21 protein-coding genes and 1 pseudogene are annotated in these 23,692 nt (G+C 71.7%); 9 read left to right on the top strand and 13 right to left on the bottom strand.

Annotation, left to right across the window (positions count from 1 at the left end):
- Nucleotides 1-25: 25 nt before the first annotated feature.
- The gene (locus IA22_RS0129040) at nucleotides 26-403 is read right to left on the bottom strand and encodes an ankyrin repeat domain-containing protein (protein ID WP_030125314.1); all 378 of its coding nucleotides are present in this window, start codon (nucleotides 401-403) and stop codon (nucleotides 26-28) included.
- Nucleotides 404-605: 202 nt separating this feature from the next.
- On the opposite strand from IA22_RS0129040, the gene IA22_RS0129035 reads away from it, so the two are divergent.
- Complete coding sequence (locus tag IA22_RS0129035) at nucleotides 606-2,153, top strand: sugar transferase (protein ID WP_049799029.1); 1,548 nt, start codon at nucleotides 606-608, stop codon at nucleotides 2,151-2,153.
- 72 nt (nucleotides 2,154-2,225) lie between these two features.
- On the opposite strand, the gene IA22_RS0129030 is transcribed toward IA22_RS0129035, so the two are convergent.
- Nucleotides 2,226-3,209, bottom strand: a complete 984-nt coding sequence (locus IA22_RS0129030) for a GDP-L-fucose synthase family protein (RefSeq protein WP_030125312.1) — start codon at nucleotides 3,207-3,209, stop codon at nucleotides 2,226-2,228.
- A 115-nt stretch (nucleotides 3,210-3,324) separates the two neighbouring features.
- Here IA22_RS0129030 and gmd point away from each other — a divergent pair, with 115 nt between their 5' ends.
- From gmd to IA22_RS0129000, 5 genes are read left to right on the top strand one after another with little or no spacing between them, the layout of a single operon-like run.
- Entirely contained in the window at nucleotides 3,325-4,338 is a 1,014-nt protein-coding gene (gene gmd / locus IA22_RS0129025; RefSeq protein ID WP_014153466.1) for a GDP-mannose 4,6-dehydratase, read from the top strand.
- Nucleotides 4,335-4,781, top strand: a complete 447-nt coding sequence (locus IA22_RS0129015; RefSeq protein WP_245229612.1) for a DNRLRE domain-containing protein — start codon at nucleotides 4,335-4,337, stop codon at nucleotides 4,779-4,781. Before gmd ends, IA22_RS0129015 begins: the two co-directional genes overlap by 4 nt.
- On the top strand, nucleotides 4,778-7,033 hold the full coding sequence (locus tag IA22_RS0129010) for a LamG domain-containing protein (RefSeq protein WP_051694854.1): 2,256 nt from the start codon (nucleotides 4,778-4,780) through the stop codon (nucleotides 7,031-7,033). Before IA22_RS0129015 ends, IA22_RS0129010 begins: the two co-directional genes overlap by 4 nt.
- The gene (locus IA22_RS0129005; RefSeq protein WP_015579172.1) at nucleotides 7,030-7,731 is read left to right on the top strand and encodes a hypothetical protein; all 702 of its coding nucleotides are present in this window, start codon (nucleotides 7,030-7,032) and stop codon (nucleotides 7,729-7,731) included. Before IA22_RS0129010 ends, IA22_RS0129005 begins: the two co-directional genes overlap by 4 nt.
- Entirely contained in the window at nucleotides 7,728-8,555 is an 828-nt protein-coding gene (locus tag IA22_RS0129000) for a glycosyltransferase family 2 protein (protein WP_030125308.1), read from the top strand. The genes IA22_RS0129005 and IA22_RS0129000 overlap by 4 nt, the downstream gene beginning before the upstream one ends.
- A 3-nt stretch (nucleotides 8,556-8,558) precedes the next feature.
- Here IA22_RS0129000 and IA22_RS0128995 read toward each other — a convergent pair whose 3' ends face one another.
- Nucleotides 8,559-9,719, bottom strand: a complete 1,161-nt coding sequence (locus IA22_RS0128995) for a glycosyltransferase (protein ID WP_030125307.1) — start codon at nucleotides 9,717-9,719, stop codon at nucleotides 8,559-8,561.
- Between the two features lie 108 nt (nucleotides 9,720-9,827).
- On the opposite strand from IA22_RS0128995, the gene IA22_RS0128990 reads away from it, so the two are divergent.
- Nucleotides 9,828-11,369, top strand: a complete 1,542-nt coding sequence (locus IA22_RS0128990) for a hypothetical protein (RefSeq protein ID WP_030125306.1) — start codon at nucleotides 9,828-9,830, stop codon at nucleotides 11,367-11,369.
- Here IA22_RS0128990 and IA22_RS0128985 read toward each other — a convergent pair.
- From IA22_RS0128985 to IA22_RS0128975, 3 genes are read right to left on the bottom strand one after another with little or no spacing between them, the layout of a single operon-like run.
- Nucleotides 11,338-12,582: an MATE family efflux transporter gene (locus IA22_RS0128985; protein WP_030125305.1), complete on the bottom strand. Its 1,245-nt coding sequence runs from the start codon at nucleotides 12,580-12,582 to the stop codon at nucleotides 11,338-11,340. The genes IA22_RS0128990 and IA22_RS0128985 overlap by 32 nt on opposite strands.
- The gene (locus IA22_RS0128980; protein WP_014153473.1) at nucleotides 12,579-14,267 is read right to left on the bottom strand and encodes a tyrosine-protein kinase domain-containing protein; all 1,689 of its coding nucleotides are present in this window, start codon (nucleotides 14,265-14,267) and stop codon (nucleotides 12,579-12,581) included. Before IA22_RS0128980 ends, IA22_RS0128985 begins: the two co-directional genes overlap by 4 nt.
- Nucleotides 14,264-15,508: a glycosyltransferase gene (locus tag IA22_RS0128975; protein WP_030125304.1), complete on the bottom strand. Its 1,245-nt coding sequence runs from the start codon at nucleotides 15,506-15,508 to the stop codon at nucleotides 14,264-14,266. The genes IA22_RS0128980 and IA22_RS0128975 overlap by 4 nt, the downstream gene beginning before the upstream one ends.
- 166 nt (nucleotides 15,509-15,674) lie before the next feature.
- Here IA22_RS0128975 and IA22_RS0128970 point away from each other — a divergent pair, with 166 nt between their 5' ends.
- On the top strand, nucleotides 15,675-16,124 hold the full coding sequence (locus IA22_RS0128970) for an FAD synthase family protein (protein ID WP_014153475.1): 450 nt from the start codon (nucleotides 15,675-15,677) through the stop codon (nucleotides 16,122-16,124).
- Here the strand turns inward: IA22_RS0128970 and IA22_RS0128965 are convergent.
- Entirely contained in the window at nucleotides 16,093-16,824 is a 732-nt protein-coding gene (locus IA22_RS0128965) for a CDP-alcohol phosphatidyltransferase family protein (protein ID WP_030125303.1), read from the bottom strand. The genes IA22_RS0128970 and IA22_RS0128965 overlap by 32 nt on opposite strands.
- A 162-nt stretch (nucleotides 16,825-16,986) precedes the next feature.
- Here IA22_RS0128965 and IA22_RS36540 point away from each other — a divergent pair.
- Nucleotides 16,987-17,115, top strand: a pseudogene (locus tag IA22_RS36540) (tyrosine-protein phosphatase); the annotation flags it as partial.
- 9 nt (nucleotides 17,116-17,124) lie between these two features.
- Here IA22_RS36540 and mnhG read toward each other — a convergent pair.
- Genes mnhG through IA22_RS0128935 form a run of 6 tightly spaced genes read right to left on the bottom strand, consistent with a single transcriptional unit; the run spans nucleotide 17,125 to nucleotide 23,656 of the window.
- A complete protein-coding gene (mnhG, locus tag IA22_RS0128960; RefSeq protein ID WP_014153477.1) occupies nucleotides 17,125-17,526 on the bottom strand; it encodes a monovalent cation/H(+) antiporter subunit G in 402 nt (133 codons plus the stop codon).
- Entirely contained in the window at nucleotides 17,523-17,846 is a 324-nt protein-coding gene (locus IA22_RS0128955) for an MrpF/PhaF family protein (RefSeq protein WP_014153478.1), read from the bottom strand. The genes mnhG and IA22_RS0128955 overlap by 4 nt, the downstream gene beginning before the upstream one ends.
- The gene (locus tag IA22_RS0128950; RefSeq protein WP_030125302.1) at nucleotides 17,843-18,523 is read right to left on the bottom strand and encodes a Na+/H+ antiporter subunit E; all 681 of its coding nucleotides are present in this window, start codon (nucleotides 18,521-18,523) and stop codon (nucleotides 17,843-17,845) included. Before IA22_RS0128950 ends, IA22_RS0128955 begins: the two co-directional genes overlap by 4 nt.
- A complete protein-coding gene (locus tag IA22_RS0128945; protein WP_015579165.1) occupies nucleotides 18,520-20,166 on the bottom strand; it encodes a Na+/H+ antiporter subunit D in 1,647 nt (548 codons plus the stop codon). The genes IA22_RS0128950 and IA22_RS0128945 overlap by 4 nt, the downstream gene beginning before the upstream one ends.
- Nucleotides 20,163-20,756 carry a Na(+)/H(+) antiporter subunit C gene (locus tag IA22_RS0128940; protein WP_014153481.1) on the bottom strand — a complete coding sequence of 198 codons (594 nt, stop codon included), beginning with the start codon at nucleotides 20,754-20,756 and terminating at the stop codon, nucleotides 20,163-20,165. The genes IA22_RS0128945 and IA22_RS0128940 overlap by 4 nt, the downstream gene beginning before the upstream one ends.
- Nucleotides 20,753-23,656 carry a Na+/H+ antiporter subunit A gene (locus IA22_RS0128935; protein WP_015579164.1) on the bottom strand — a complete coding sequence of 968 codons (2,904 nt, stop codon included), beginning with the start codon at nucleotides 23,654-23,656 and terminating at the stop codon, nucleotides 20,753-20,755. The genes IA22_RS0128940 and IA22_RS0128935 overlap by 4 nt, the downstream gene beginning before the upstream one ends.
- Between the last annotated feature and the right edge of the window lie 36 nt (nucleotides 23,657-23,692).

Genomic DNA, 23,692 nt, shown 5'->3' with positions numbered 1-23,692 from the left:
CCCGCGGCTCCGCGCGCGACCGCGGCTACCCGAGCAGGGTCGTCCGTCCGAACATCTCCGCGGTGGCCCGTGCGCTGGGCGTCCCCGCGTCGAGGTCGGCGCCCGCGTCGACCAGAGCCCCCACGATCGCCTCCTCGCCCTTGAACAGGGCACCCGCGACGGGGGACTGGTCCCGGGCGTTGCGCAGATCGACGTCGGCGCCGCGGCCGATCAGTGCGCGCACCGTCCCCGTGTGCCCGTGGTACGCGGCGAGCATCAGCGCCGTGTTGCCCTCGTGGTCCTGGACGTCGACCGGCAGGCCGTGGTCGAAGAACTCCAGGAGCTCGTCCGTGCGCCCCTGCCGGGCCAGGTCCGTCACGATCGCGACAAGCTGGTCGCTCTGTTCCTCGGAAAGCGGTTCCATGCCGCCATATTAGGCGGGCACCCCTCAAACCCGCCGGGCGGAGCGATACGCATCACAACGTCCGTCCTGTCTGAACTTCACGGGAACTCCAGCGAAATGGCACGTGTGTGGATATCGTGCACCGAGCGAGGGCGCATCCGTCTGTCCATGGGATCGGCGGATGCGCCCCGTTTGTGGGGATGCAACTGTGGCTGGGGGGTTCATGGGGCATGTCGAAATACCTGAATCGGATATATCCGGGCCTGTCGGGCTGGCGGGGGCACCACGACCGCGTACCGCCGCCTCCCGGAATCACGGGGTGGCTCCCGGGCACGTGTGGAGGGCCCCGGCGCATGTACAGCGCGACCACGCGGAGAGACCTCGGGCGAGGCACCGGCCCGATCCGCGTGCGGCCCTGCTCGTCCTGATGGATCTGGCGGGTACGGGAGTACCCGCCTGGCTCGTGCTCCGGGCCGGTGACCAGCCGGGGCCGGGGGCGGCCGCGACGTCGGCGGCGCTGATGTGGGCCGGAGTGCGGGCGGCACGCGGCCGGTACGCGCGACCGCTTCCGGGGGAGTCGTCCGGGGACCCCTACGCGCCCTTCGGGGACTGGTTCGCGCTGGTCGGGGGGCTGGCCGTGCTGCTGGCCGTGACGGGCGGGGGCCTCGACCCGGCGACCGCCGTCGCGGCGCTGGTGCCGGGCCTGGTTCTCGCGGTCCTGGCCGGGGCCGTCGGCCGGCTGCGGACCACGGGGGGCCGACGCCCGCGCCGGGTCCTGGTGGTCGGTGAGGCGGCGGGCCTGGACCGAGCGGTGCGTCTGCTCAACTCCCGCAAGGGGCACCCGTACACGGCGGTCGCGGTGGTCCCGGTGGGCCCGGCGATGCCGGACTGCGGGACCCCGGTGCCCGGCAGGCTGGCACCCGAGCCGGCCGACGACGACGTGTCCACGGTGCTGGGCGGCGCCTTCGCCCACGACGCGGATCTGGTGCTCGTCGCCCCCGGTCCGCAGCTGGACGACGACCGGGTGCGCCGGCTGGCGTGGGGCCTGCACGACGGCGGGCTCGCCCTGTGCGTGCTCTCGGAGCTGTCGGGGGTCGCCGCCGCCCGGGTGCGTCCGGCGTCCGCGGCCGGACTGACGCTGCTGCACGTCGCACCGCCGCTGCGGAACGGTCCGCAGGCCCTGCTCAAGACCGTGGTGGACCGGACCGGAGCCGCACTCGGCCTGCTGCTGCTCGCCCCGCTGTTCTTCGGGCTGGCGCTGGCGGTCCGCCTCTCGTCGCCGGGCCCCGTCTTCCATCGCCAGACCCGTCACGGCCGCCACAACCGGCCCTTCACCATGTGGAAGTTCCGCACGATGGTGGCGGACGCGGAGGCCCGCAGGGAGCAGCTCTCGGCAGCGAACGAGAGCGAGGGGCCGATGTTCAAGATGCGCCGCGACCCGCGGGTGACCCGGGTCGGCCATGCCCTGCGCAGGACGTCCCTGGACGAGCTCCCGCAGCTCCTCAACGTGCTACGGGGTGACATGTCCCTGGTAGGTCCACGTCCGCCCCTGCCGGACGAGGTGTCGCGCTACGACGAGCGCGAGCTGCGGCGCCTGGCCGTACGGCCGGGCCTGACCGGCCTGTGGCAGGTGAGCGGGCGGTCGGACCTGTCCTGGCAGGAGACGGTCTCGCTGGACCTCTGGTACGTCGACAACTGGTCGGTGGCGACGGACATGGGGCTGCTCGCCCGGACGGTACGCGCCGTCACCGACGGCCGGGGAGCGTACTGAATCGTGGTGGGGGGTCACGAGGGGGGCCGCGTGCACGGGAACAGGACGGGCCGCGGCCGTCCGGCCGGACGGTCAGTCCTGCGGGGCCTGCCGGCCGAGCCACCAGGCGTAGGTACGGGCGATGCCGTCCCGCAGCGGAATCCGCGGCTTGAAGCCGAGCGAGGAGAGCCGGGAGACGTCGAGGAGCTTGCGGGGGGTGCCGTCGGGCTTCGTGGTGTCCCAGACGATGCGTCCCTGGTACTCCGTCACGTCGGCCACGGTCTCGGCCAGTTCCCGGATGGCGAGGTCCTCGCCGCAGCCGACGTTGACCGGCTCGGCGTCGTCGTACACCTCGAGCAGCCGGACACAGGCGGCGGCGAGGTCGTCGACATGGAGGAACTCCCTCCGGGGACTGCCCGAACCCCACAGGGTGACCTCGTCCGCGCCGTCCCGCTTCGCCTCGTGAAAGCGGCGGATCAGGGCGGGCAGCACGTGCGAGGTCTCCAGGTCGAAGTTGTCCCCGGGGCCGTAGAGGTTGGTGGGCATGGCGCTGATGTACGAGGCGCCGTACTGCCGGCGGTAGGACTGGACCTGGACGATTCCGGCGATCTTGGCCAGCGCGTACGCCTCGTTGGTCGGTTCGAGCGGGCCGGTGAGCAGGGCGCTCTCGGGGATCGGCTGGGGGGCGTGCTTGGGATAGATGCACGACGAGCCGAGGAGGAGAAGACGCGGGACGCCGGCCGCGTGGGCGCCCGCGACCACGGCGAGCTGGATCCGGAGGTTGTCCTCCAGGAACTGGACCGGGCTCGTGCTGTTGGCCATGATCCCGCCCACCTTGGCGGCGGCCAGCACCACCGCGTCCGGCCGGGTCTCGCGCAGGAACGCCTCGGTCGGCGCGCCCTCGCGCAGGTCGAGCTCGTCCCGGCCGCGGGTGATCACCTCATGGCCGTCGGCGGTGAGACGGCGCACCAGCGCCGATCCGACGAGACCGCGGTGGCCCGCGACGAATATGCGGGCGCCCGGACGCAGCAGGGAGCGGGTGGATTCCTGGGCCTGGCCCGGGGGTTCGGTCGTCATGGCTCGGATTGTGCCAGCAGCACGGCATCCGGGTGACCCTTTGCCGCATTCCACTCAGATCAAGATATTTCAGTGAAACAAACCGCCCCATGGGCAACCACAGAAGGGGGGAGTCATGGCAAAGACCGCACTCATCACCGGTGTGACCGGACAGGACGGTTCGTACCTGTCGGAGCTGCTGCTCGAGAAGGGGTACACGGTCCACGGCCTGATACGGCGATCGTCGAGCTTCAACACGGAGCGGATCGACCACATCTACCAGGGTCCCGAGGAAGCGAATCGTTCCTTCGTGCTCCATCACGCCGACCTCTCCGACGGTGTGGCGCTGGTGAACCTGCTGCGGGACATCCAGCCGGACGAGGTCTACAACCTGGGTGCGCAGTCACACGTCCGGGTGTCCTTCGACGCGCCTCTCTACACCGGTGACGTCACCGGTCTGGGCACCGTACGGCTGCTGGAGGCGGTCCGCGCGAGCGGGATCGAGACCCGGGTCTACCAGGCGTCCTCGTCCGAGATGTTCGGAGCGAGCCCGCCCCCGCAGAACGAGAAGACCCCCTTCCACCCGCGCAGCCCGTACAGCGTGGCCAAGGTCTACTCGTACTGGGCGACGGTCAACTACCGTGAGGCGTACGGGATGTTCGCCACCAACGGCATCCTGTTCAACCATGAGTCCCCGCGGCGCGGTGAGACCTTCGTGACCCGCAAGATCACCCGTGGGGTGGCCCGGATCAAAGCGGGCCTGCAGGACCGGCTGCATCTGGGCAACCTCGACGCCGTCCGCGACTGGGGGTACGCCCCCGAGTACGTGGAGGCGATGTGGCGGATGCTCCAGTGCGAGACCCCCGACGACTACGTGGTGGCCACCGGAGAGGGGGTCAGTGTGCGGCAGTTCCTCGAGTACGCCTTCGAGCACGCGGGCCTCGACTGGGCGGAGCACGTGCGCTACGACCCGAAGTACGAGCGCCCCAGCGAGGTCGACGCGCTGATCGGTGACGCGTCCAAGGCGGAGGAACTCCTGGGCTGGAAGCCGGAGGTGAAGTCGCGGGAGCTGGCACGGATCATGGTGGACGCCGACATCCGGCTGCTGAGCGACCAGCTCACGGGGTCCGCGGTCCGGGTGGACCGGTGAACAGGCCCGGACGTCTCGGACGCACCCGGGCCGGCTTCCCCGCTTCGGCCCACCGGAGCTGTCCGCTGTTCACGCCGCCGCCCGCTCCGGCGGGCCGGGTGCTCAGAAGCGCGCGGCTCACCTTCCGTACCTCGTCGGACTCGACGGCGGGTTCGGCCGACAGCCACAGCATCGTGCCGGTCACCGGCGCGTGGACCGAGTCGGCGGTCACCTACAGCACCCGGCCGACGCTCTCCACGTCCGTGCCGGGGACCATCACCGGCGCGTCCGCGGTCTCCACCGACCACTCGGCGGACCTCGACGCGACGGCACTGGACGGGGCCCTCGGCTCCGTCACCTCACTCGCCCTGACCAGCAGCGGGACGGACAGTCTCCGCATCTGGTCGAGCGAGGCTACCGCGGCCTGCCGGCCGCAGCTCGTCCTCACCTTCGGAGATGAATGATGAACGGAAGCACGGGGCGGAGACATGGGGGGAGCGGCCGTGTGCGGGCCGCGTCCGCCGCGCTCTGCCTGTTCGCCGGAGCCCTGACCGCGACAGCGGCCGGGGCCTCCCCGGCGGCGGCGCTCACACCGCCGGTGTCGATCACGGCGGACGACCTCACCACGTGGCAGACCAACGGCATCGTCTGGTCGATGGCCGCGACGGACGGGGTCGTCTACGCCGGCGGCACCTTCTCCACCGTCCGGCCGCCGGACGCGGCGGCGGGCACCTCGGAGGAGCCCGCGGTCAACTTCGCCGCGTTCGACGCGGCGACCGGCGCGCCGACCGGGTGCAGCCTGTCGTTCACCCTGTCCTCGGGGACGGCGACGGTGCGAGCCCTCGCGCTCTCCCCGGACGGCGGAACCCTGTACGCCGGCGGACAGTTCGGCGCGGTGAACGGGGTGGGCGTCAGCAACATCGTGGCCGTGGACACGGCGACCTGCACGCCGCGCCAGAACTTCAAGATCGCCGTCTCGGCGACGGTGCGGGCCCTGGACGTCACCGCGGACACCGTCTACCTGGCCGGTGACTTCAACAGCGTGGGCGGCCAGACCCGGAACAAGTTCGCCGCCGTCACCACCGGCGCGTCCCTGCTGCCGTGGACCGCCAACGCGGACGAGGTGGCCAGGGCGGTCCAGGTGACCCCGGACGGGCAGCACGTGGTGCTCGGCGGTGACTTCTTCACCGTGAACGGCACCACCTCGCACGCCCTGGCCGTGGTCGACGCCACCACCGGCGCGCTCACCAAGAGCTACCCGGGCTTCATCCCCAACACCTCGACCGTGCAGGACCTCACCACGGACGCGACGGGGCTGTACACCGCCAACGAGGGCACCGGCGGCGGGGTGTTCGACGGCCGGATCGCCATCGACCTCGACGACTACCAGCAGCGCTGGCGGGACACCTGCCTGGGCGCCACCCAGGCCGTGCTGGTCCACGCGGGCGTGCTGTACAGCGGAAGCCACGCCCACGACTGCGCCAGCATGGGCGGCTTCCCGGACCAGCCGCGCAAGCACCTGCTGGCCCAGTCGGTGGACGACCCGACGCTCCTGCCCTGGTTCCCGGACACGAACGACGGCATCGGTGAGCCCGTCGGGCCGCGGGTCATGACCCAGACCGACAAGGGCGGCCGCCACTACCTCTGGGTCGGCGGCGAGTTCACCACCGTCAACGGCACCGGCCAGCAGGGGCTGACCCGGTTCGCCGACGGACCGGACACCGGGGCGCCCTGGGTGCCCAACGTCAGTCTCTCCACGATCACCCCGGGCCGGATCGACGTCCAGTGGCAGACCAGCTTCGACACGGACGACGGTGAACTGACCTACCGGATCTACAAGGACGGTGCGAGCACTCCGGTGCACACGGTCACGGGGTACTCGCTCTCCTGGAACCGTCCGCAGCTGAAGTGGACGGACACGGACGTGGCGGTGGGTGAGACGCACTCGTACCGCATCACCGCGAGCGACGGCACCAACACCAGCGCCAAGTCCCCGGCGCAGTCGGCGACCGTCGCGTCCTCCACCCAGCCCTATCCGGCACGGGTGCTGTCCGACGGCGCCTCGCTCTACTGGCGCTACGACGAGGGCACCTCCACTTTCGCGGCGGACACCACCGGGCAGCTGAACAACGGCTTCCTGCGCAACGGCCCGTCCTACCGCCAGACGCCTGCCGCGATCGCGGGCGACTCGACCGCCATCGGTTTCGACGGCGCCGCGGAGTACGCGTACAGCAACAAGCTGCACGCGTCACCCACCCGCTTCTCCGTGGAGACCTGGATCAGGACCACCACCACCCGGGGTGGCAAGGTCATCGGGTTCGGCAACCTGACCATGCAGAACAGCACCCGCTACGACAAGCAGGTCTACATGGCCAACAACGGTCGCCTCGTCTTCGGCGTCTACAGCGGCGGCTACCGCACCGTCACCACGACGGGCGCGTACAACGACGGCAACTGGCACCACGTCGTCGCCACGCAGGGCACCGGCGGGATGGCGCTGTACGTGGACGGGCAGCTGCGGGCGTCCAACTTCCTCTTCTCGGGCAGCGAGAACTACCCGGGGTACTGGCGGGTCGGCGGCGACAACCTGGCCAACTGGCCGAACCGCCCGACCAGCAACTTCTTCGCCGGCCAGATCGACGAGACGGCCGTGTACCCGACCGCGCTGAGCGCTTCCCAGGTCAGCGCGCACTACGCCCTGAGGACGAGTGAGTGAGATACCCGTTCCTGGCCGGTGCCGCCGTCGCGCTCGCGACGGCGGTGCTGGCCGCCTGCGGCTCGTCCGGCGGGTCCGGCGGCGGGGGCACGGAGGCCGCGGCGGGCGGCAAGCCGTCCGCGGTGGCCTCCGCCACACCCTCCGTGGCCGGCCCGGCGGCCGGTACGACGGCTCCGACGCCCCGGAAGTCCAGTGACCCCGCGAAGGCGCCCGCCGGGGAGATCACCCCGGCCACGGGTTCCCTCACCGAGAAGCAGAAGGAGTACCTGACCGACCGCGTGCCCGAGGGGATGGACCCCGCCGCGGTGCTCCAGACGGGGCAGGAGACCTGTGACCGGCTCCGGTACCTGGTCAAGGCCGACCGGGACATCGCCGTCGGGGCGATCGTCTCCGGCGAGGTCGTGGACGCGAAGCCGGCCGTCACGCATCTCTGCCCGCGGCACCAGGACCTCGTGGACGAGGCCGCCCTCGGTTACGCCGACGGCACCTACGAGGGAGCGAAGATCCGGCCGGGACGGTACAGGGCCGTCTCACCGACCACCGCGTGCAGCTGGCAGCTGACCGGGGCCGGGGGCAAGGAGCTCGCCGCGGGCTCCTCCGCCACCGGGAAGCCGGTGGAGATCACCGTCCCGAAGTCAGCCCGCGCCTTCACCTCCACAGGCTGCTACGCCTGGTTGCCCCGAGGAGAGAACGGATGAACAAGCTGCCGATCGCCGTCGCGATCCCCACGAAGAACGAGGGACTGAACATCGCCGAGGCGGTGAAGTCGGTCCTGGGCCACTTCGAGGCGGTCGTCGTGGTGGACTCCCACAGCACCGACGACACGGCGAAGATCGCCGAGGAGTGCGGGGCCGAGGTGGTCACCTACACCTGGGACGGAGGGCATCCCCGCAAGAAGCAGTGGTGCCTGGAGAACGTCCGTACCGATCTGGACTGGATCCTGCTGCTCGACGGTGACGAGCGGCTCAGCCCCGGGCTGCTCGCGGAGCTGCGGAGGATCTTCGCCGACCGGGACGGCCCGAAACCGGCGGCGTACGACATACCGCTGGGTTACTGGTTCTCGGGAAAGCGGCTCCGCCACGGCTACACCATCCGCAAGCGGTCCCTGACCGACCGGACCAGGTGCTACTACCCGGAGGTCGGTGACCTCGCGGCCCCCGGCATCGGTGAGGTCGAGGGGCACTACCAGCCGGTCGCGTCGACGGCCGAGGCGCTGAGCAACCCCATCGAGCACCAGGACCTGGACCCGGTCACCGCCTGGTTCGAGCGGCACAACCGCTACTCGGACTGGGAGGCGTGGCTGGAACACCACCCCGACGTCAAGGAGCAGGTGCGGAGGGTGAAGTCCCGTCAGGGGCAGCTCTTCCACAAGGCGCCGTTCAAGCCGCTGGTGTCCTTCGCCTACATGTACGTCTACCGGAGGGGCTTCCTCGACGGGCGTGCGGGCCTGGACTTCGCCCTCGCGATGAGCTTCTACCGCTGGCAGATCGCCCTGAAGTCCCGCGAGGGCAGAGCGGGTTGAGTGTCACCTCCTCCGGCGGACCACGTCCTCGTAGGTCTGCCGGAGGGTGGCGGTGACGGCCTCGATGGTGAACTGGTCGTTGACGAGCTGCCATGCGGCCTTGCCCGCCTGCTCCGCGGCCTCCGGCTCCAGCAGCTCCAGGATCGCGTCGGCGACCTTGCGGGCGTTGGCCGCGTCCTCGCCGACGCGGCTGTCGATGACCCGGCCCGCGCCGGCCCCCGACACATCGGGGCCCTGCCCGCAGGTACGGGTGATGACGACCGGAGTGCCGACCGACATCGCCTCCAGGACCGAGACCGGGAACGGCTCCTCGATCGCCGGCAGCACGTACACGTCCGCCTCGCGCCCGGCGGCCAGCACCTCGTCGTGCTCCAGCGGCCCCACATGGTCGAGGGAGTCCGTGACGCCCAGCTTCCGGGCGAGGGCAAGGGTGCCGGCCAGCGCGCCGGTGTCCGGTCCGGCCAGCACGAAGCGGGCGTCCGGGTGGCGGGCCAGGACGTGCGGCATCGCGGCGATGAAGTCCTCGGGCCGCTTGCGCTCCTGGATGCGGGCGAGGTACAGCACGGTCGGTGGGCGCCCGGGTTCGCGGGCGGGCTTGCGCTCCTGCGGACGGACGCCGTTGACCAGCCTGACGGTGTTGGTGAGGACGGTCGGCGCGGCCACCGCGTTCACGTCGATCCGCTCCATCTCGGTGAGGTGCAGGACGGCGTCGGCCTCGCGCAGCACCTTGCGGACCCCGAGGACGTCGGTGAGCTGGGCGACCTTCTTCTCGGTGGGGTCGATCATGCCGTGGGTCTGGACGACCAGGGGCGTACGGGTCGCGAGCGCGAGGAGCGCCGCCGGAAGGGTCACCAGGTCCCTCATCAGATGGACGTGTACGAGGTCGGCACCGCGCATCATGCGGCGTGCGGTGCGCAGCAGCGCGGCGGAGGTGATGCCGCTGACCTCGAACATCGGGAGCAGATGCCGTGCCTGGAAGAGGTGGACGGGAACTCCCTCGACATGGCTGGGCAGTTCACCGTCGGGAAAGCCGTCTCCGAGGGCCATGACGCGCGCGTCGTCGCCGTGCGCCCGCTGAACCTTGGAGAGGTTGAACGCCACCCGGGTCGGCCCGCCGAAGGCATGGTCCGGAGTGTGCAGCGTGACGACATGCAGGACCTTCACCAGAGTTCCCCTCGACTGTGGCCAGTAATTCACAGGGTATCCATCGCACTCCTTCAAGTGGGCTGATTCGTTAGAGTGTTCAGTGGTTCACTGATCCCGGGGGGGCGCATGACGTCGGTGCACACATCGACGCAGGAGCAGGACGCCCGCGCGGTCGCGAGTCCGGAGTGGGCACGTACCCGGGGCGGCCTCCCGGAGCCGCCCGAGCGGCCTATCGCCTGGTCGATGCTGTCGCGGGCCCTGTCCGTGCCCCTCATCCTAGGCTTGGTGTGCTTCCTGCCCGCGGTGATCGCCGCCCAGCCCGGCAGCGGAGTCAAGGACACCGCGTACTGGCTCCAGTTGGTGCTGACCTGCTATGCGGGAGCCCGGCTGGCGACGATGATCCTCTCCACCAGGCGGCGGCTGCTTCAGGGCGTCTTCTGGATGTTCGTGTACATCGCCATGGGCGTGGCGCCCTTCGCCCAGGTGGTGATCGGGCAGACGCCGACGCCGATGGTGGGACCGCGCCAGGACCTGATCACGGCCGTCGCGCTGGTCCTGGTGGGGTGCGCCGCCTTCGACCTGGGGGCGCTGCTGGCCTCGCGGCGCCCGCTGCGGCGCCGTACGCCCTCGCCGCGGAGCCCGGGCGGGGGGCAGGCCGTGGCGCATCCGCTGCGGCTACGACTGCTGGTGCTGCTGGCGTTCGCGGCGAGCGCGTTCTACGTGATGAAGCTGGGCGGGCCCTCGGTCTTCTTCTCCAGCCGGCAGGAGATCAACGAGACCGTCGCGGCGAGCGGGGTGGTCTCGGAAGGGTCCAATGTCGGCTCGGCGTTCGTCAAGGGCTTCGGCCAGGTCCCGGCGCTGCTGGCGCTGCTCTTCTACACCCGCCGTCTGGCGACGTCCTACCGGGCCCGGCGCACCCCGTCGACCGCACTGGTGTGGGTGGCGCTGGTGGCACTGAACCTCGTGGTGAACAACCCGGTCTCCAACGCTCGTTACTGGTTCCTGACGGTGTTGATGGCCTTCGTGTTCACCGCGTTCCCGAGCAGTGCGGCGATCTACCGCGTGGTGCTGGCGACAGGGGTGGTGGGGGCTCTGGTGGTGTTCCCGTACGCCGACAAGTTCCGGTACGACGACGAAGCACAGCGGCCCGCACAGTCGGCCTCGGTCTTCGAGCCGCTGGTGACCAAGGACTACGACCAGATGGTGATGTTCGCCAACACCATCTCGTGGGTCGACACCCGGGGCCACACCTACGGCCGCCAGCTGAGCGGCTCCGCACTGTTCTTCGTGCCACGCGCGGTGTGGAGCGGGAAGCCGGAGGACACCGGGGTCCGGGTCGGGCAGTGGATGGGGCTGCGCATGACCAACCTCTCGGCCCCGCTGTGGACCGAGTTCTGGGTCGACTTCGGCGCCTCCGGGGTGATCGGCGGGCTCGCACTGATCGGCTACGCGGTGGCCCGCACCGACCGACGCTACGCGCTGGCCGTCACCCGGGCGGGGCCCGGCCCCGGGAGTGTGCTGGCCGTCGCCGCGCCGCTGATCGCCGGATACACCTTCATCCTGCTGCGCGGCCCGCTCCTGCAGGCGGCGGGGAAGCTGGCCATCGCCGCGCTGTGTCTGCTGCTGATCAGCACGTTCAAGGAGCGGAGGACAGCGCGTCGGCGGTGACGGCCTCCTCGGGCGACGGCTTCCGGCGCCGGACCCGGATCACCCGCGTCCAGGTGGCGGCGGCCTTGCAGACCGATCCCAGGCAGAGCCCCCAGGCGGCCCCGGGGACACCGCCGAGGGCGTAGCCGCCGGCCATCAGTGCCACGGCGGTGAGCGAGAAGACGACCTGGATGCTCAGCGTCGTACGCGGGTCGAGCATGCGCAGGGCGAGCAGTCCGCAGGTGCCGGCGGCCATGGCCGCGTACTGGCTGCCGGTCGCCGGGAGCAGGGCGGCGGCCGTCGGCCAGGTGTCGCCCAGGAGTTCCCGGCCCGCGCGCTCGGGCAGCAGCGCCAGCGCGGTGGCCCAGAGGGCGGCGGTCGCGGCGAGGACGGCCGCGAGCCCAGCGGTGGCCCGTACCCGGCGCCGCTCGTCGCCGATCCGGCCGAGCAGCGGCGGGCCGAAGGACGTGGCGGAGGTGAACAGCACGTTGAGCGGCCCGAACAGGGTCGTCGCGCCGCGCAGCGCGCCGACCAGGAGCGGATTGCCGACGGCTCCGAGACCGAGGACGGAGAGCTGGCCGGCGGCGTTGCCGACACCGAACTCGACGACGAAGCGCTGCCCGAGGTGACCGCGCCGGAGCAGCGGACGCAGCAGCAGCGGGGCCCCGGCCGTGCCGCGGTGCAGCAGTGCGGCGGACAGCGCGAGGGCGGGTACGGCGGAGAGTCCCCAGACCAGGATCAGCCGGGCGGGGGTGGCTCCGTAGCCCTGGGCGGACAGGGCGCCGAGCACGCAGGCCAGCCTCAGCAGGTCGGAAATCAGGGCGAGATGAGGGCTCTGGAGGGTGGAGAAGGCGTAGCGCAGGGCGTCCTGCCCCAGCACGACCGGCAGGACGGCGCCCAGCATCACGAGGGCGCGTGCGGTGTCCCCCGGGACGAACAGGCAGACGGCGGCGAGCAGGCCGCCCAGGGCGGCTGAGGCCCCCACGGTGAACAGGACGGCCGAGCGGCAGGCGCCCCGGACGTCCGCACCGGCGCCGCGCCGCAGGACCAGGGGCTGCCCGGTGTACGCGCCGGAGACGCCCAGCAGGACCGTGAAGACGAGGTAGACGGCGGAGAAGCGGGCGAAGTCGGCGACGGTGGAGAGCCGGGCTGCGGCCACGAGCACCAGGATGTTGGTGAGCGCCGCCACGCCCTGGTCCGCGACCGAGCAGAGGATCGCGGTGCGGGCTCTCACCGGCGCGCCCCCGGGAGGGTGAAGGTGCGCAGCCCCATGGTCTCGTCGGGGTTCCTGGTGAGCTCCGGTGCGTCCGCGTCGACGGCCGGGGCGCCCGGTCCGCCGCCTCCGCGCCGCCGGCCGGACCCGGAGCGGCGTTCGCCCCGTCCCAGCCTGCCCCTGCCGGTGTGGAGCAGGGCTCCGAGCACCTGTCCCCCGGAAGCGCTGATGATCTCCCGGATGCGTTCCAGGTCGCTGCGGTGGACCTCGCGAGGATCGCAGACGATCATGACGCCCTCGACCCGGTCGACGAGCGCGACGGCGTCGGCGTACGACAGCACCGGCGGGGCGAGCACGATGACCACGGCGCCGGGGCGGTCGGCCTCGGCCACGATCCGTGCGACGGACGCGGAGGTCAGGGCGCGCGGCACGTTGTCCGCGGTGGTCCCGGCCACCAGGGCGAACGCGCCGGATCCCGGCACGTCCACGTTGCATCGCCCGCCCGCCGGCCAGGTACGGTCGCCCTCCTCCGCCGCCCAGCTCGGCGGCCGGACCTCGTGGGCGGCCGGTCCCAGGTCACGGGCGAGGGACGGGGTGCGGAGGTCGGCCTCCACGAGCAGGACGTCGCGGCCCATCTCGGCGAAGGCGGCGGCCAGGTTGACCGCCGCGGCGGACGCCGCCGCGTTGTCCCCGCGCGGGGCGGTGACCAGGAGCCGGCGGCGCTCCGCGAACGACGGGTCGTAGGCGAGCCGGAAGGCCACCGCCCGGTACTCCTCGGCGAGCCGCGAACCGCTGCGCCCGATCGCGAGCAGGGCGCCCGCGGCGGCGCGCTCCCTGGGCAGGGTGCCGAGCAGGGGCGCCCCGAGGGAGCGGACGAGCTCCCGGGGTGAGCGTACGGCCGGGTCGAAGACGAGGCGCACCCAGGAGAGCAGCAGTCCGAGGGCGAGACCCACGACCGCGCCCAGCCCGAGGAGCAGCGGCAGCCCGGCGCCGGCGGGCTCGGTGGGCGCGACGGGCTTCTTGTTGAGGTAGCCGGGGGTGGTGTCGAGTGCCTTGAGCTCGGAGATCTTCCGGCTCAGCTCGGAGATGGAGACGATGATGTTGGCGCGTGCGCTGCTGACGTCGTCCGCGGCGTCGACCCCGGTGCGTTCCTCCAGCAGGTCGCGCTTCTCCTCCAGCGGATCGAGCTGGGCGCGGTAGCCGTTCGCCATGTTGTCGATGCTCTCCTGGGTCCGCGCCTTGCGATGGGCCAGATAGGCGTTGGCCAGGGCCTCGGCGCGGGCCCGGGCCTGCTCGGGACTGGCACCGGTGTAGGAGAAACGCAGGGTGAGGGTGTTGGGCGGGTTCGTCACCTGGAGGCCGGCGAGCAGCTTCCGGGCGGTCACGTCGTCGCCCTTCTTCAGCAGGGTTCCGGCGGCCAGGTCTCCCACGGTGTCGCTCACCGCGGTCTGCCGCTCGGAGCCGATGTTGATGCCCTTGTCGGCGGACGCCCCGGTGGCGAAGGGGTCGGCGGTCGCGGAACGCACCTGCACCTCGCCGGTGGCCGTGTACGTGTCGTCGCCGCTGAGCGCGAGGAACCCGCCGCCGAGCAGCCCCGCCACGACACCGCCGGCGAGCAGGGCGCGGTAACGCAGGAGCTGGCGGAACTGGTCGCGCAGCAGCGCTGGTTCGTCCTGGTCGTCCAGGGGACGGATCTGGTGTGTCATCGGCTTGCTCCCCCTCGTGATTCCCCGGTGCGCGTGGCGCCGGCCGTCGCGTCCCCGAGCGCCTCGGCGAGCAGGGCGTCGAAGCGGGCGAGACCCGCCTCCCTGCTCAGATGCTGTGCGACGTACCGGGGGCCGTGTGCCCCCAGCGCCTCGGCCGCGACGGGATCGGCGGCCAGCCGGCGTACGGCGGCGAGGAGCGCGGCCGGGTCCTCGGCGGCGACCAGGACCCCGGCGCCCGAACGGCGCACCTCGTCGGCCGTACCGCCCTCGTCGGCCACCGAGGCGACGACGGGCCGCCCGGAGACGAAGTACGAGGTCAGCTTGGACGGCACGCTCATGTCGAGGACGGAGGCCCGCTGGGTCACCGCGAGGACGTCGGCGGCGGCGAGCACGTCGGTGAAGTCGTCGGCGCCCGCGGGCGGGAGGAAGTCGAGGTTGGGCAGGCCGGCGGCGCGCTCCCGCAACCCGTCACGCTGGTTCCCGTCGCCCATCAGGACGACCCGGATGTCCGGGGCCAGCCGCGCCAGGTCGACCAGGACGTCCAGTCCCTGCTTGAGTCCCATGTTCCCCGAGTGCAGCAGCACGGGGGTGCCCTCGGCCCACCCGAGCCTGGCCCGGGTGGCGGCACGGTCCGCCGAAGGGTTCTTCACATGCGTCCAGTTCGGGACGACACGGATGCGGCCGGGGTCCACGCCGAGGGCGGTGACACCCGCAACGAAACTCTCGTGGATGACCCCGACGAGGGTGGCGCCGCGCAGTGCGTGGCGCTCGGCCTTCGCGGCGACCAGCGCCGCCCTGCCTCCCCCGCGGATGCCGCTCTGCGCGGCGGCGGCGCCCATCAGGTCCTGGACGACCGGTATGTGGGGAACGCGGTGGCGGCGCGCGAGCCGGGCACCGATCACCCCGCCCGCGAGGCTCGGCATCTGGGAGATCACCGCGTCGGGACGGCCGGGCGGCGGGGCGAGGACGCCGTGGACCAGGACGGACGCCTCGAACGCGGCTCTGCGCAGCGCGGTCTGGCGGGGCGGCACGTAGTGGCGCCGCCGGTGCACGCGGACTCCCTCGCGGGTCTCCTCCCTGCGCCACACCCCCCGGTAGCCCTCGTCCACGCGCCAGGCGGGGTAGTGCGGCATCCCGGTCAGCACCTGGGTACGCGCCCCCGACGCCGCCCAGTGCTCGGCGAGCTGGGTGGCGTAGGGCCCTATGCCCGTCAGCTCGGGGGCGTAGTTCGTGGAGACCACGAGAAGTCTGCGGTTTTCGAACGGTCTCTGATGCTCAGCAGCGGACAACGGATGATCGCCTTCCCCCCGGAACAGCCTCTTGTCCGAGCTTATCCGTTCACGGGTTGCACAAGTGTTCTTCACAGTAAGGTCGTTGGACCAGTTCCACCGTGGGGGGAGAGAACGGATGGTGCAGCACAGGGTCGGTTATGCGCCGGGGGTGTACGACCTGTTCCACGTCGGCCACCTCAACATCCTGCGGCACGCGCGCAGCCAGTGCGACTACCTGGTGGCCGGAGTGGTCTCCGACGAGATGGCCGCGCGGGCCAAGGGCCACACCCCGGTGATCCCTCTGGCCGAGCGGCTGGAGATCGTGCGCGGTGTGCGGTACGTGGACGCGGCGTTCGTGGAGACCGTTCCGGACAAGGTCGAGACATGGCAGCAGGTCCGCTTCGACGTCCTCTTCAAGGGCGACGACTGGCGGGGCACCGAGAAGGGTGAACGCCTGGAGCGGGACTTCGCCGCCGTCGGGGTGGAGGTCGTCTACTTCCCCTACACGGTGCACACGTCCAGCACCCAGCTGCGCCGGGCGCTGGACGTGCTGGTCAGCCGGCCCGGAGCGCTTTCAGCTCCCTGAACCACTTGACCAGGAACGCCACCAGGAACACGGCGTGCACGGCCGCGAGTGCGGCGTACCCGGCCCGGAAGGCGCCGGGTGCGCCGAGCAGCAGGAAGACCAGGCAGAAGACCCCGTAGTCCGCGGGCAGCAGCGCCACCGCCCGCACCCGGGACACCGGAGCCGCGGGGCCCGTGGCCGTCGGCACCGTGCCGGCCGCCGCCTTGCCGAGCTGCTCACGGAGCAGTCCCGCGCAGAAGGTCAGCACGGCGACGAACAGGAAGCCGAGCGGCAGCAGGAGCCACCCCTCCCCCGGCAGCGCGCCGAAGCGGTCGAAGGAGATGAGGACGGCGCTGTGGACGAGGATCATCTTCGCGCAGTCCACGACGTGGTCGAGCCATTCGCCGTCCGGCCCGCCGCGTCCGGTCAGCCGGGCGAGCTGCCCGTCGGCCGAGTCGAAGGCGAAGCCGACGACGAGACCAGCGTACACAGCCACTCCCAGCCACCAGGACGGCTCGACGAGCACGACCGCGACGATCGACGAGAACGTGAACAGCGCGCTGATCATGGTGACCTGATTGGGTGTCAGCCCCGCACGGTACGCACCCGCCGCGAGCAGGCGCCCGGCCGGGCGGTTCACGTACCGCGAGTAGAGCGAGACACCTTTGGACGACTTCTGTGCACCGCGCAATTCGCGCAGCACCGTACCCGTACCCGACATACGCCCCCCAGCGCCCGGTGGTTCCCCGCCGCATCATCGCAGAAACAGTGTGTGCGGCGTGGGGACAACGGGACGCATCACGTTCGAGAGACTGCACAACTTCCGTGACCTGGGCGGCCGTCGGGCTTCGGACGGCCGGTCCGCCGCGGGCGTGCGCCCGAGGAGGTCATCCGGCTGTTCCTGGCCGACCTGGGAGCCGCGCACGGGTCGGTCCGGGGGTACGTCACCGGCAGGCTCGGCATCAGCGACGCCACGGTGGGCGCTCTGCCTGACAGGCTGCTCGACGGCTGACGGCCGGTGTCAGTCCCGCTCGGGCCCGCTGTCGGGCTCCGGCCGCTTCCCGGCTTCCTGCCCGGGCTCGGTGAGCTGCGCGTCCAGGTCGTCGAACAGCAGCTCGCCGCGCTCGATCTGTCCCGTCCGGTACGCCGACCGCGCCACGAGGTGGGAAGCCACCGGACTGGTCATGAGCTGGAAGAAGCCGATGAGCGCGAGTGTCGCGAAGTCCATCCCGCCGCGCAGCCTCAGCGCGACCCCGGCCAGGACCAGGAGCAGCCCGAGGGTCTGCGGCTTGGTCGCCGCGTGACTGCGCGACAGGACGTCGGGCAGCTTCAGCATGCCGACCACGCCGAGAAGGCAGATGGCCGCGCCGAGGAAGACCAGCACCGCCCCAGCCGTATCGGTGATCTGGAGCCAGACGCTCATTTTCGCTCCTCCTTCCGCCTGGGCCCGCGCCGCGACAGCGGCTTGTCGCGGACGGCGATGAACCGGGCGATGCCGACCGAGCCGGTGAAGCCGAGGAAGGCGAGCACCAGCATGATCGGGAAGTAGAACGAGTCCCGGGCGAACGCCGACTTGGCGCCCAGTCCCGCGATCATCACGGCGGCGAACACGTCGAGCCCGATGGCCCGGTCCAGCATCGAGGGACCGCGGCTGATGCGGAAGAGCAGCAGCGCTCCGGCCACGACGACGAGCACGACGGCGGCGCTGATCAGCACCCGGTCGACGGTCTCGGGAACACTCATGCCCCCTCCTCTCCGGTGTCGGAACCTGTGTCGGGGCCCCGTTCGGGACCGGTGCCGGGAGCGGTGTCGGACCCTGGGACCGGTGGCGGCGGCTCGGACACCCGGGCGATCTCGTCGGAGGTGCCGAACGCCCGGACCGTCAGCTCCTCCAGCTTCCAGACGGAACGCCGGACCGCCTCCAGCTCGGCCGGCCGGTCGGCGTCCAGGACGTGCAGGAAGAGCGTGGCCGTGGCCCTGCGCACCTCGACGACGGAGCCACCGGGGACGTTGGAGACGGAGACGGCGGTCGCGGCGAGCATCAGGTCGCTCCTGCAGCGCAGCGGGACACCGATGACAGCGGGCCGGTGAGGGCGGTCCGCGAAGATCTGCCGGGTGACCTTCACCCCCGAGGTGTACATGTCGTAGAGCAGATAGGCGGCGAGCAGGAGGATGCCCCAGGGGTGCAGCCTCAGCCCGAGGTCGACCTGGGGCAACGGGAACGCGAGGCACACGGCGACCGCGACGACCACACCGGTGACGACGTTGGCCCAGGTCAGGGTGGACCACAGCAGCACCCAGATGAAGGTGAGCCAGGCGATCAGCGGGAGGTCGAGCACGCGGCGCCGCCGGCCCGCGAACCCGATGCTGAAGGGCGGCAGATCGGGGTCGCCGGACGACAGGGTGATCAGGCGCTTCACGGGCCGAGCACCTCCTCGACGTAGGGCCGGCGGGAGATGAGTTCGGCCGCCGAGCGGTCGGTGAAGGCCGTCAGCGGCCCTGCCAGCACGGTGAAGGCCAGCCCGAGCACGACGGCGCCCGCGGTGGCGGCGGTCATCGCCCGGGGCGGGCGGACCGTGGTGGTGACGGCCTGTCCCTGGAGGGTGGCGGCCACGGTCCGGCCGGCCGGTGCCGGCCCGACCCCTTCGTCGCCGGTGCCCGGGATGCGGTCGGGCCCGGGGCCTTCGTCGTCGTCGCTGTCGTCGGCGGTCTCCAGGACGGTGCCGTACGCGGCCTGGCCCGGTGGTTCGGTGCGCCAGAAGGCCAGGTTCCAGATCTTGGCCATCACGTACAGGGTGAGCAGGCTCGTCACGGTCGCTCCGGCGACGAGGATCCAGGCCCAGACACCGCCGTCCGAGACACCGGCCCGCATGAGTCCGAGTTTCCCGATGAAGCCGGAGAACGGCGGGATCCCCGCGAAGTTCATGGCGGGGACGAAGAAGAGGAGCGCGAGCAGCGGGGCCGACCTGGCCATCCCGCCGAGCCGGGTGAGTTCGTTGGTGCCGCCCCGGCGCTCGATGAGCCCCGCGACGAGGAAGAGACTCGTCTGGACGGTGATGTGGTGGGCGACGTAGAAGATCGCACCGCCGTACGCCTCGCGGGTGGCCAGACCGATCCCGAAGACCATGTAACCGATGTGGCTGATGAGGGTGAAGGAGAACAGCCGCTTCAGGTCGGTCTGGGCGACCGCGCCGAGGATGCCCACGATCATCGAGGCGAGGGCGACGGCCATGAGCAGGTCACCGAGCCGGTTGCCGGGGAAGAGCAGGGTCTCGGTACGCAGCATGCAGTAGATGCCGACCTTCGTCAGCAGGCCCGCGAAGACGGCGGTGACGGGCGCGGGCGCGGTCGGGTAGGAGTCGGGGAGCCAGGCGGCCAGGGGGAACACGGCGGCCTTGATGGCGAAGACGGTGAGGAGCATCGCCTGGACCAGGGTCTGCACACCGAGCGGCAGGTCGGGCAGCCGCTGGGCCAGCTGGGCGAAGTTGGCGGTGCCGGTGGCGGCGTAGGTCATGGCGATCGCCGTCAGGAACAGCATCGAGGAGAACAGCGAGATGATCACGTAGGTGGAGCCGGCCCGGATACGGGGTCCGGTACCGCCGAGCGTGAGCAGCACGAAGCTGGCGACCAGCATGATCTCGAAGCCGACGTAGAGGTTGACGAGGTCGCCCGCGACGAACGTGAGGGAGACCCCGGCGACCAGGATGAGGTAGGCGGGGTGGAACACGGCGACCGGCGTCTCCTTGTCCCGGTCCGCCATGCCCTGGCCGAGTGAGTAGACGAGCACGGAGAGGGTGACGGCCGAGGAGACGGTCAGCATCAGTCCGGACAGCCGGTCGGCGACCAGCGTGATGCCGAGCGGCGGGGCGAAGTCCCCGAGGTGGACGGACAGGGGGCCCTGCCGGTCCGCGGCGATCATCAGGGTCACCGAGAGCGCGAGGACGGCGGTGAGCACGGCGACGCTGATGAAGCGCTGGAAGCGTGCGAGCCTGACGCCGAAGGCGAGGCTGACCCCGGTGGCGCAGAGGGGCAGCAGGACCGGCAGCGGGACGAGCGCGTTCATCCGGCGGCTCCTCGGTCGTCGTGCGTGTCGTTCACGTAGTCCTCCGGATCGGCGCCCAGCACGTCGTGCCACAGGTCGCCGCCGGCGTCCCGGCCCCGGGCCTGCAGTGCGCGGTCGGCGCGCAGCCGGGCGCGCAGGCGGTGGCGTTCCTGCCGGTAGCGTGCGCGCTCCTTCCGTGTGCGTCCGGGCTCCGCCCGGTATTCCTCGCGCAGTTCGGCACGTTCCCCCAGCACCTCGGCGCGCAGGAAGATGCGCCGGTCCTCCAGGTCGTCGTGGACCTCGTCGGTGCCGGTGAGCTGGTAGCTGCGGTAGGCCATGGCGAGCAGGAAGGCCGTGGTGGCGAGCGTGATGACGATGGCGGTGAGCGCGATGGCCTGGGGCAGCGGGTCGGTGACCCGGCGCAGCGGCACCCCGTAGAGCAGGGGCGCCGCCCCGGCGGACCCGGTCGACGAGAGGACCAGCAGGTTGATGCCGTTCCCCGCGATCACCGCGCCGAGCAGGATGCGGGTGAGCGGCCGGGTGAGCATGAGGATGCCGCCGACCGCGCAGAGGACGACGGCGGTGGCGAGGAGCGAGACGCTCATGGTCATCGGTTCGGCTCCCCCGTCCCGGGATCCGTCGCGGGCGCCAGCGCGCCCGCCGCCCGCTCGATCTGCCGGTCGACCTTGGCTCCCAGCGCCCGCACGATGTCCAGGACGACGCCGAGGACCAGCAGGTAGACGCCGAAGTCGAAGAGCACCGAGGTGCTCAGGTGGTAGTCACCGAACACGGGCAGGTGTCCGTGGTAGGTCCAGGCGTGCAGCACCGTGCCCTCCGCGAGGCCGCCCAGGGCGACCGCCGTGGACACGAACAGTCCGAGCCCGGTGAAGAGGCCCGGCTGCAGGGGCGCGGCCTCCGCGAGCTCGAATCTGCCTCCCGCGAGGTAGCGGGTGATGAGGGCGAGTCCCGCCACCAGCCCGGCGACGAAACCGCCGCCCGGCATGTTCTCCGCGCAGAACAGCAGGTACAGGGAGAGCACCAGGATGGGGTGGAAGAGGAGGCGGCCCACCACCTCGAAGACGACGGACCGGTGCTCGGGCGCGAGAGTGGATCCGGCGGCCAGCCAGCTCCGTTCGGGTGCGGTGTCGTCGCCCTGCGGCAGTCCGGTGAGGCGTCGGCCCGACAGCGTCCAGGCGGTCTCCCCCCGCAGCTCCTCCCTGTTCATGGAGGCCTCGCCGCGGCGGTGCAGGTAGATGAGGCTGGTGACGCCGATCGCCGCCGCCGCGAGAACGGCCGACTCCCCCATGGTGTCCCAGGCGCGCAGGTCGACGAGGATGGTGGCCACGACGTCCTTGAGGCCGTGGTGGGCGACCTCCTCGACCATCGCGGCGCCCGCGGGCTCGGCGACGCGTGCGGCGCCCGCCGCCCAGACGGCCACGCCGACCGTCGCCGCCGCTCCCAGCGCGACCGGGATCCGCAGCGCCCGCCGCCAGGTGCCGATGGACTCCTCGAAGCGCACCGGCAGCCGGCGCAGGACCAGGACGAACACGATCATCGACACCGTCTCGACGCAGAACTGGGTGAGCGCGAGGTCGGGCGCGCCCTGTACGACGAAGAGGAGCGCGGCCCCGTACCCGGTGAGTCCGGCCAGGACGACGGCCTTCATCCGGCGGCTGACCGTCAGACAGGAGAGAGCGGCGGCGCAGGTGAGGAAGGCCACCGCGCCCTGGAGCGGAACGTCCCACACCCGGGGGGCGACCGCGCCCTCCCAGGGGCGGTCCGTGACCAGCACCGCGAGCTGGCCGGCCAGCATCACCGACATGGTGATGGCCAGGTAGCCGGAGAGGGAGCCGCGCTGGACGAAACCGGTGACCTGGAGGGCGACGCGCTCCAGGCCGAGCAGGAGGTGGCCGAACACGTTGTCCGCGGTGGGCCACGCGACGCGGCGGGAGACCTTGGTGACCGCCCCGCGTGCCGCGAACAGCGCGGCGCCGCCGGCCCACGTCACGGCGGACAGCAGCAGGGCCGTCCCGAAGCCGTGCCAGAGCGCGAGGTGGTAGGGGTGCGCGGGGGCGGGGAAGACGTCGGCGTACGCGGCGAACAGACGGTCCGTCCATCCGACTCCGGGGCCCAGGACGAGACCGGCGACGGCGAGCACCGCGGGCGGGGCGAGAAGCGCGGCGCCGACGCGGTGGGCGGGGGTGTCGGCGACTCCGCGCTTGCGGGCGAACGCTCCCCATACGAAGCGGAGGGTGTAGGCGACCGTGAGCACCGAGCCGAGGACGACGACGGCGAGTTCCCAGCGGTCGGCGGTGTCGCCGTGCAGCAGCGCTTCGAGGGCGGCTTCCTTGGCGGCGAAGCCGAGCAAGGGGGGCACGGCGGCCATGGAGGCGGCGGCGAGTACGCCGACCGCGCAGAGGTAGGGCATGGTCCGGCCGAGGCCGGAGAGCGCACGCAGGTCACGCGTGCCGGTCGCGTGGTCCACGATGCCGGTGACAAGGAAGAGGGCGGCCTTGAACAGCGCGTGCGCCAGGATCATCGCGACCGCGGCGAGTGCCGCGTTCCGGTTCCCCGCCCCGGCGAGCACGGTGAGGAATCCGAGCTGGCTGACGGTCCCGTAGGCGAGGACGAGTTTCAGGTCGTGCAGGCGCAGGGCGCGCCAGCCCCCGAGGAGCATGGTCGCTCCCCCCAGCACGAGGACGACGGGCCGCCAGACGGGTACGTCGGCGAAGGCGGGAGCGAGCCGTGCCACGAGGTAGACGCCGGCCTTGACCATCGCCGCGGCGTGCAGGTAGGCGCTGACGGGGGTGGGCGCGGCCATGGCGTTCGGCAGCCAGAGACTGAACGGCCAGATCGCCGACTTGGACAGGGCCCCGCAGAGCACGAGCACGACGGCCACGGACACGGCGACGGTCGCTTCCGGAGGGTCGGCCACGATCGCGGAGATCCGGTAGGTGCCGGCCGCCTCACCGAGGATCAGGAAGCCGACCAGCATGGCGAGTCCGCCCAGCGTGGTGACCGTCAGGGCCTGGAGGGCGGAGCGGCGGTTCTTCTTGCGTTCGCTGGTGTGCCCGATCAGCAGGTAGGAGAAGACGGTGGTCAGTTCCCAGAAGACGTAGAGGGTGATCAGGTCGTCCGCGAGGACGAGAGCGAGCATGGCGCCGGCGAAGGCCAGCAGGTTTCCCGCGAAGGGCGCCAGTTGGGGCGAGCCGTCGGTGAAGTAGGACGCGCAGTACAGCAGGACGAGCATGCCGACGCCGGCCGCGAGCAGCACCATCAGCTCGGCGAGTGCGTCCAGGCGCAGGGCGACCGTGACGTCGTAGGTGGCGATCCAGTCCCACGACGAGGTGACCGTCCCGCCGTCGGCCGTGGTGCCCCACTGGGTGAACGCCCACACCGTGGTGGCCGCGGGAGGCAGGGCCAGCACGACGAAGGCCCGGCGGCCGAGGCGCCGCACCAGCGGCACGGCGCACGCCGCCAGTACGAAATGGCAGAGGACGAGGACGGTCACGACGGGTGTTCCGGAACAAAGGCCACCGAATACAGA

Source organism: Kitasatospora papulosa (assembly GCF_000717245.1).
GTDB classification, from domain to species: Bacteria; Actinomycetota; Actinomycetes; order Streptomycetales; family Streptomycetaceae; genus Streptomyces; species Streptomyces papulosus.
This window is presented reverse-complemented; position numbering and strand designations above follow the sequence as displayed.

Bases quoted from the DNA above. Each gene is read 5' to 3' on its own strand.
- IA22_RS0129030 (WP_030125312.1), bottom strand. From the start codon at position 3,209: ATGACGACCGAACCCCCGGGCCAGGCCCAGGAATCCACCCGCTCCCTG.
- IA22_RS0128955 (WP_014153478.1), bottom strand. From the start codon at position 17,846: ATGAGTGTTCCCGAGACCGTCGACCGGGTGCTGATCAGCGCCGCCGTC.
- IA22_RS0129010 (WP_051694854.1), top strand. From the start codon at position 4,778: ATGATGAACGGAAGCACGGGGCGGAGACATGGGGGGAGCGGCCGTGTG.
- IA22_RS0128940 (WP_014153481.1), bottom strand. From the start codon at position 20,756: ATGACCATGAGCGTCTCGCTCCTCGCCACCGCCGTCGTCCTCTGCGCG.
- IA22_RS0128980 (WP_014153473.1), bottom strand. From the start codon at position 14,267: ATGACACACCAGATCCGTCCCCTGGACGACCAGGACGAACCAGCGCTG.
- IA22_RS0128990 (WP_030125306.1), top strand. From the start codon at position 9,828: ATGACGTCGGTGCACACATCGACGCAGGAGCAGGACGCCCGCGCGGTC.
- mnhG (WP_014153477.1), bottom strand. From the start codon at position 17,526: ATGAGCGTCTGGCTCCAGATCACCGATACGGCTGGGGCGGTGCTGGTC.
- gmd (WP_014153466.1), top strand. From the start codon at position 3,325: ATGGCAAAGACCGCACTCATCACCGGTGTGACCGGACAGGACGGTTCG.
- IA22_RS0129000 (WP_030125308.1), top strand. From the start codon at position 7,728: ATGAACAAGCTGCCGATCGCCGTCGCGATCCCCACGAAGAACGAGGGA.
- IA22_RS0129040 (WP_030125314.1), bottom strand. From the start codon at position 403: ATGGAACCGCTTTCCGAGGAACAGAGCGACCAGCTTGTCGCGATCGTG.
- IA22_RS0128945 (WP_015579165.1), bottom strand. From the start codon at position 20,166: ATGAACGCGCTCGTCCCGCTGCCGGTCCTGCTGCCCCTCTGCGCCACC.
- IA22_RS0129035 (WP_049799029.1), top strand. From the start codon at position 606: ATGGGGCATGTCGAAATACCTGAATCGGATATATCCGGGCCTGTCGGG.
- IA22_RS0128965 (WP_030125303.1), bottom strand. From the start codon at position 16,824: ATGTCGGGTACGGGTACGGTGCTGCGCGAATTGCGCGGTGCACAGAAG.
- IA22_RS0128970 (WP_014153475.1), top strand. From the start codon at position 15,675: ATGGTGCAGCACAGGGTCGGTTATGCGCCGGGGGTGTACGACCTGTTC.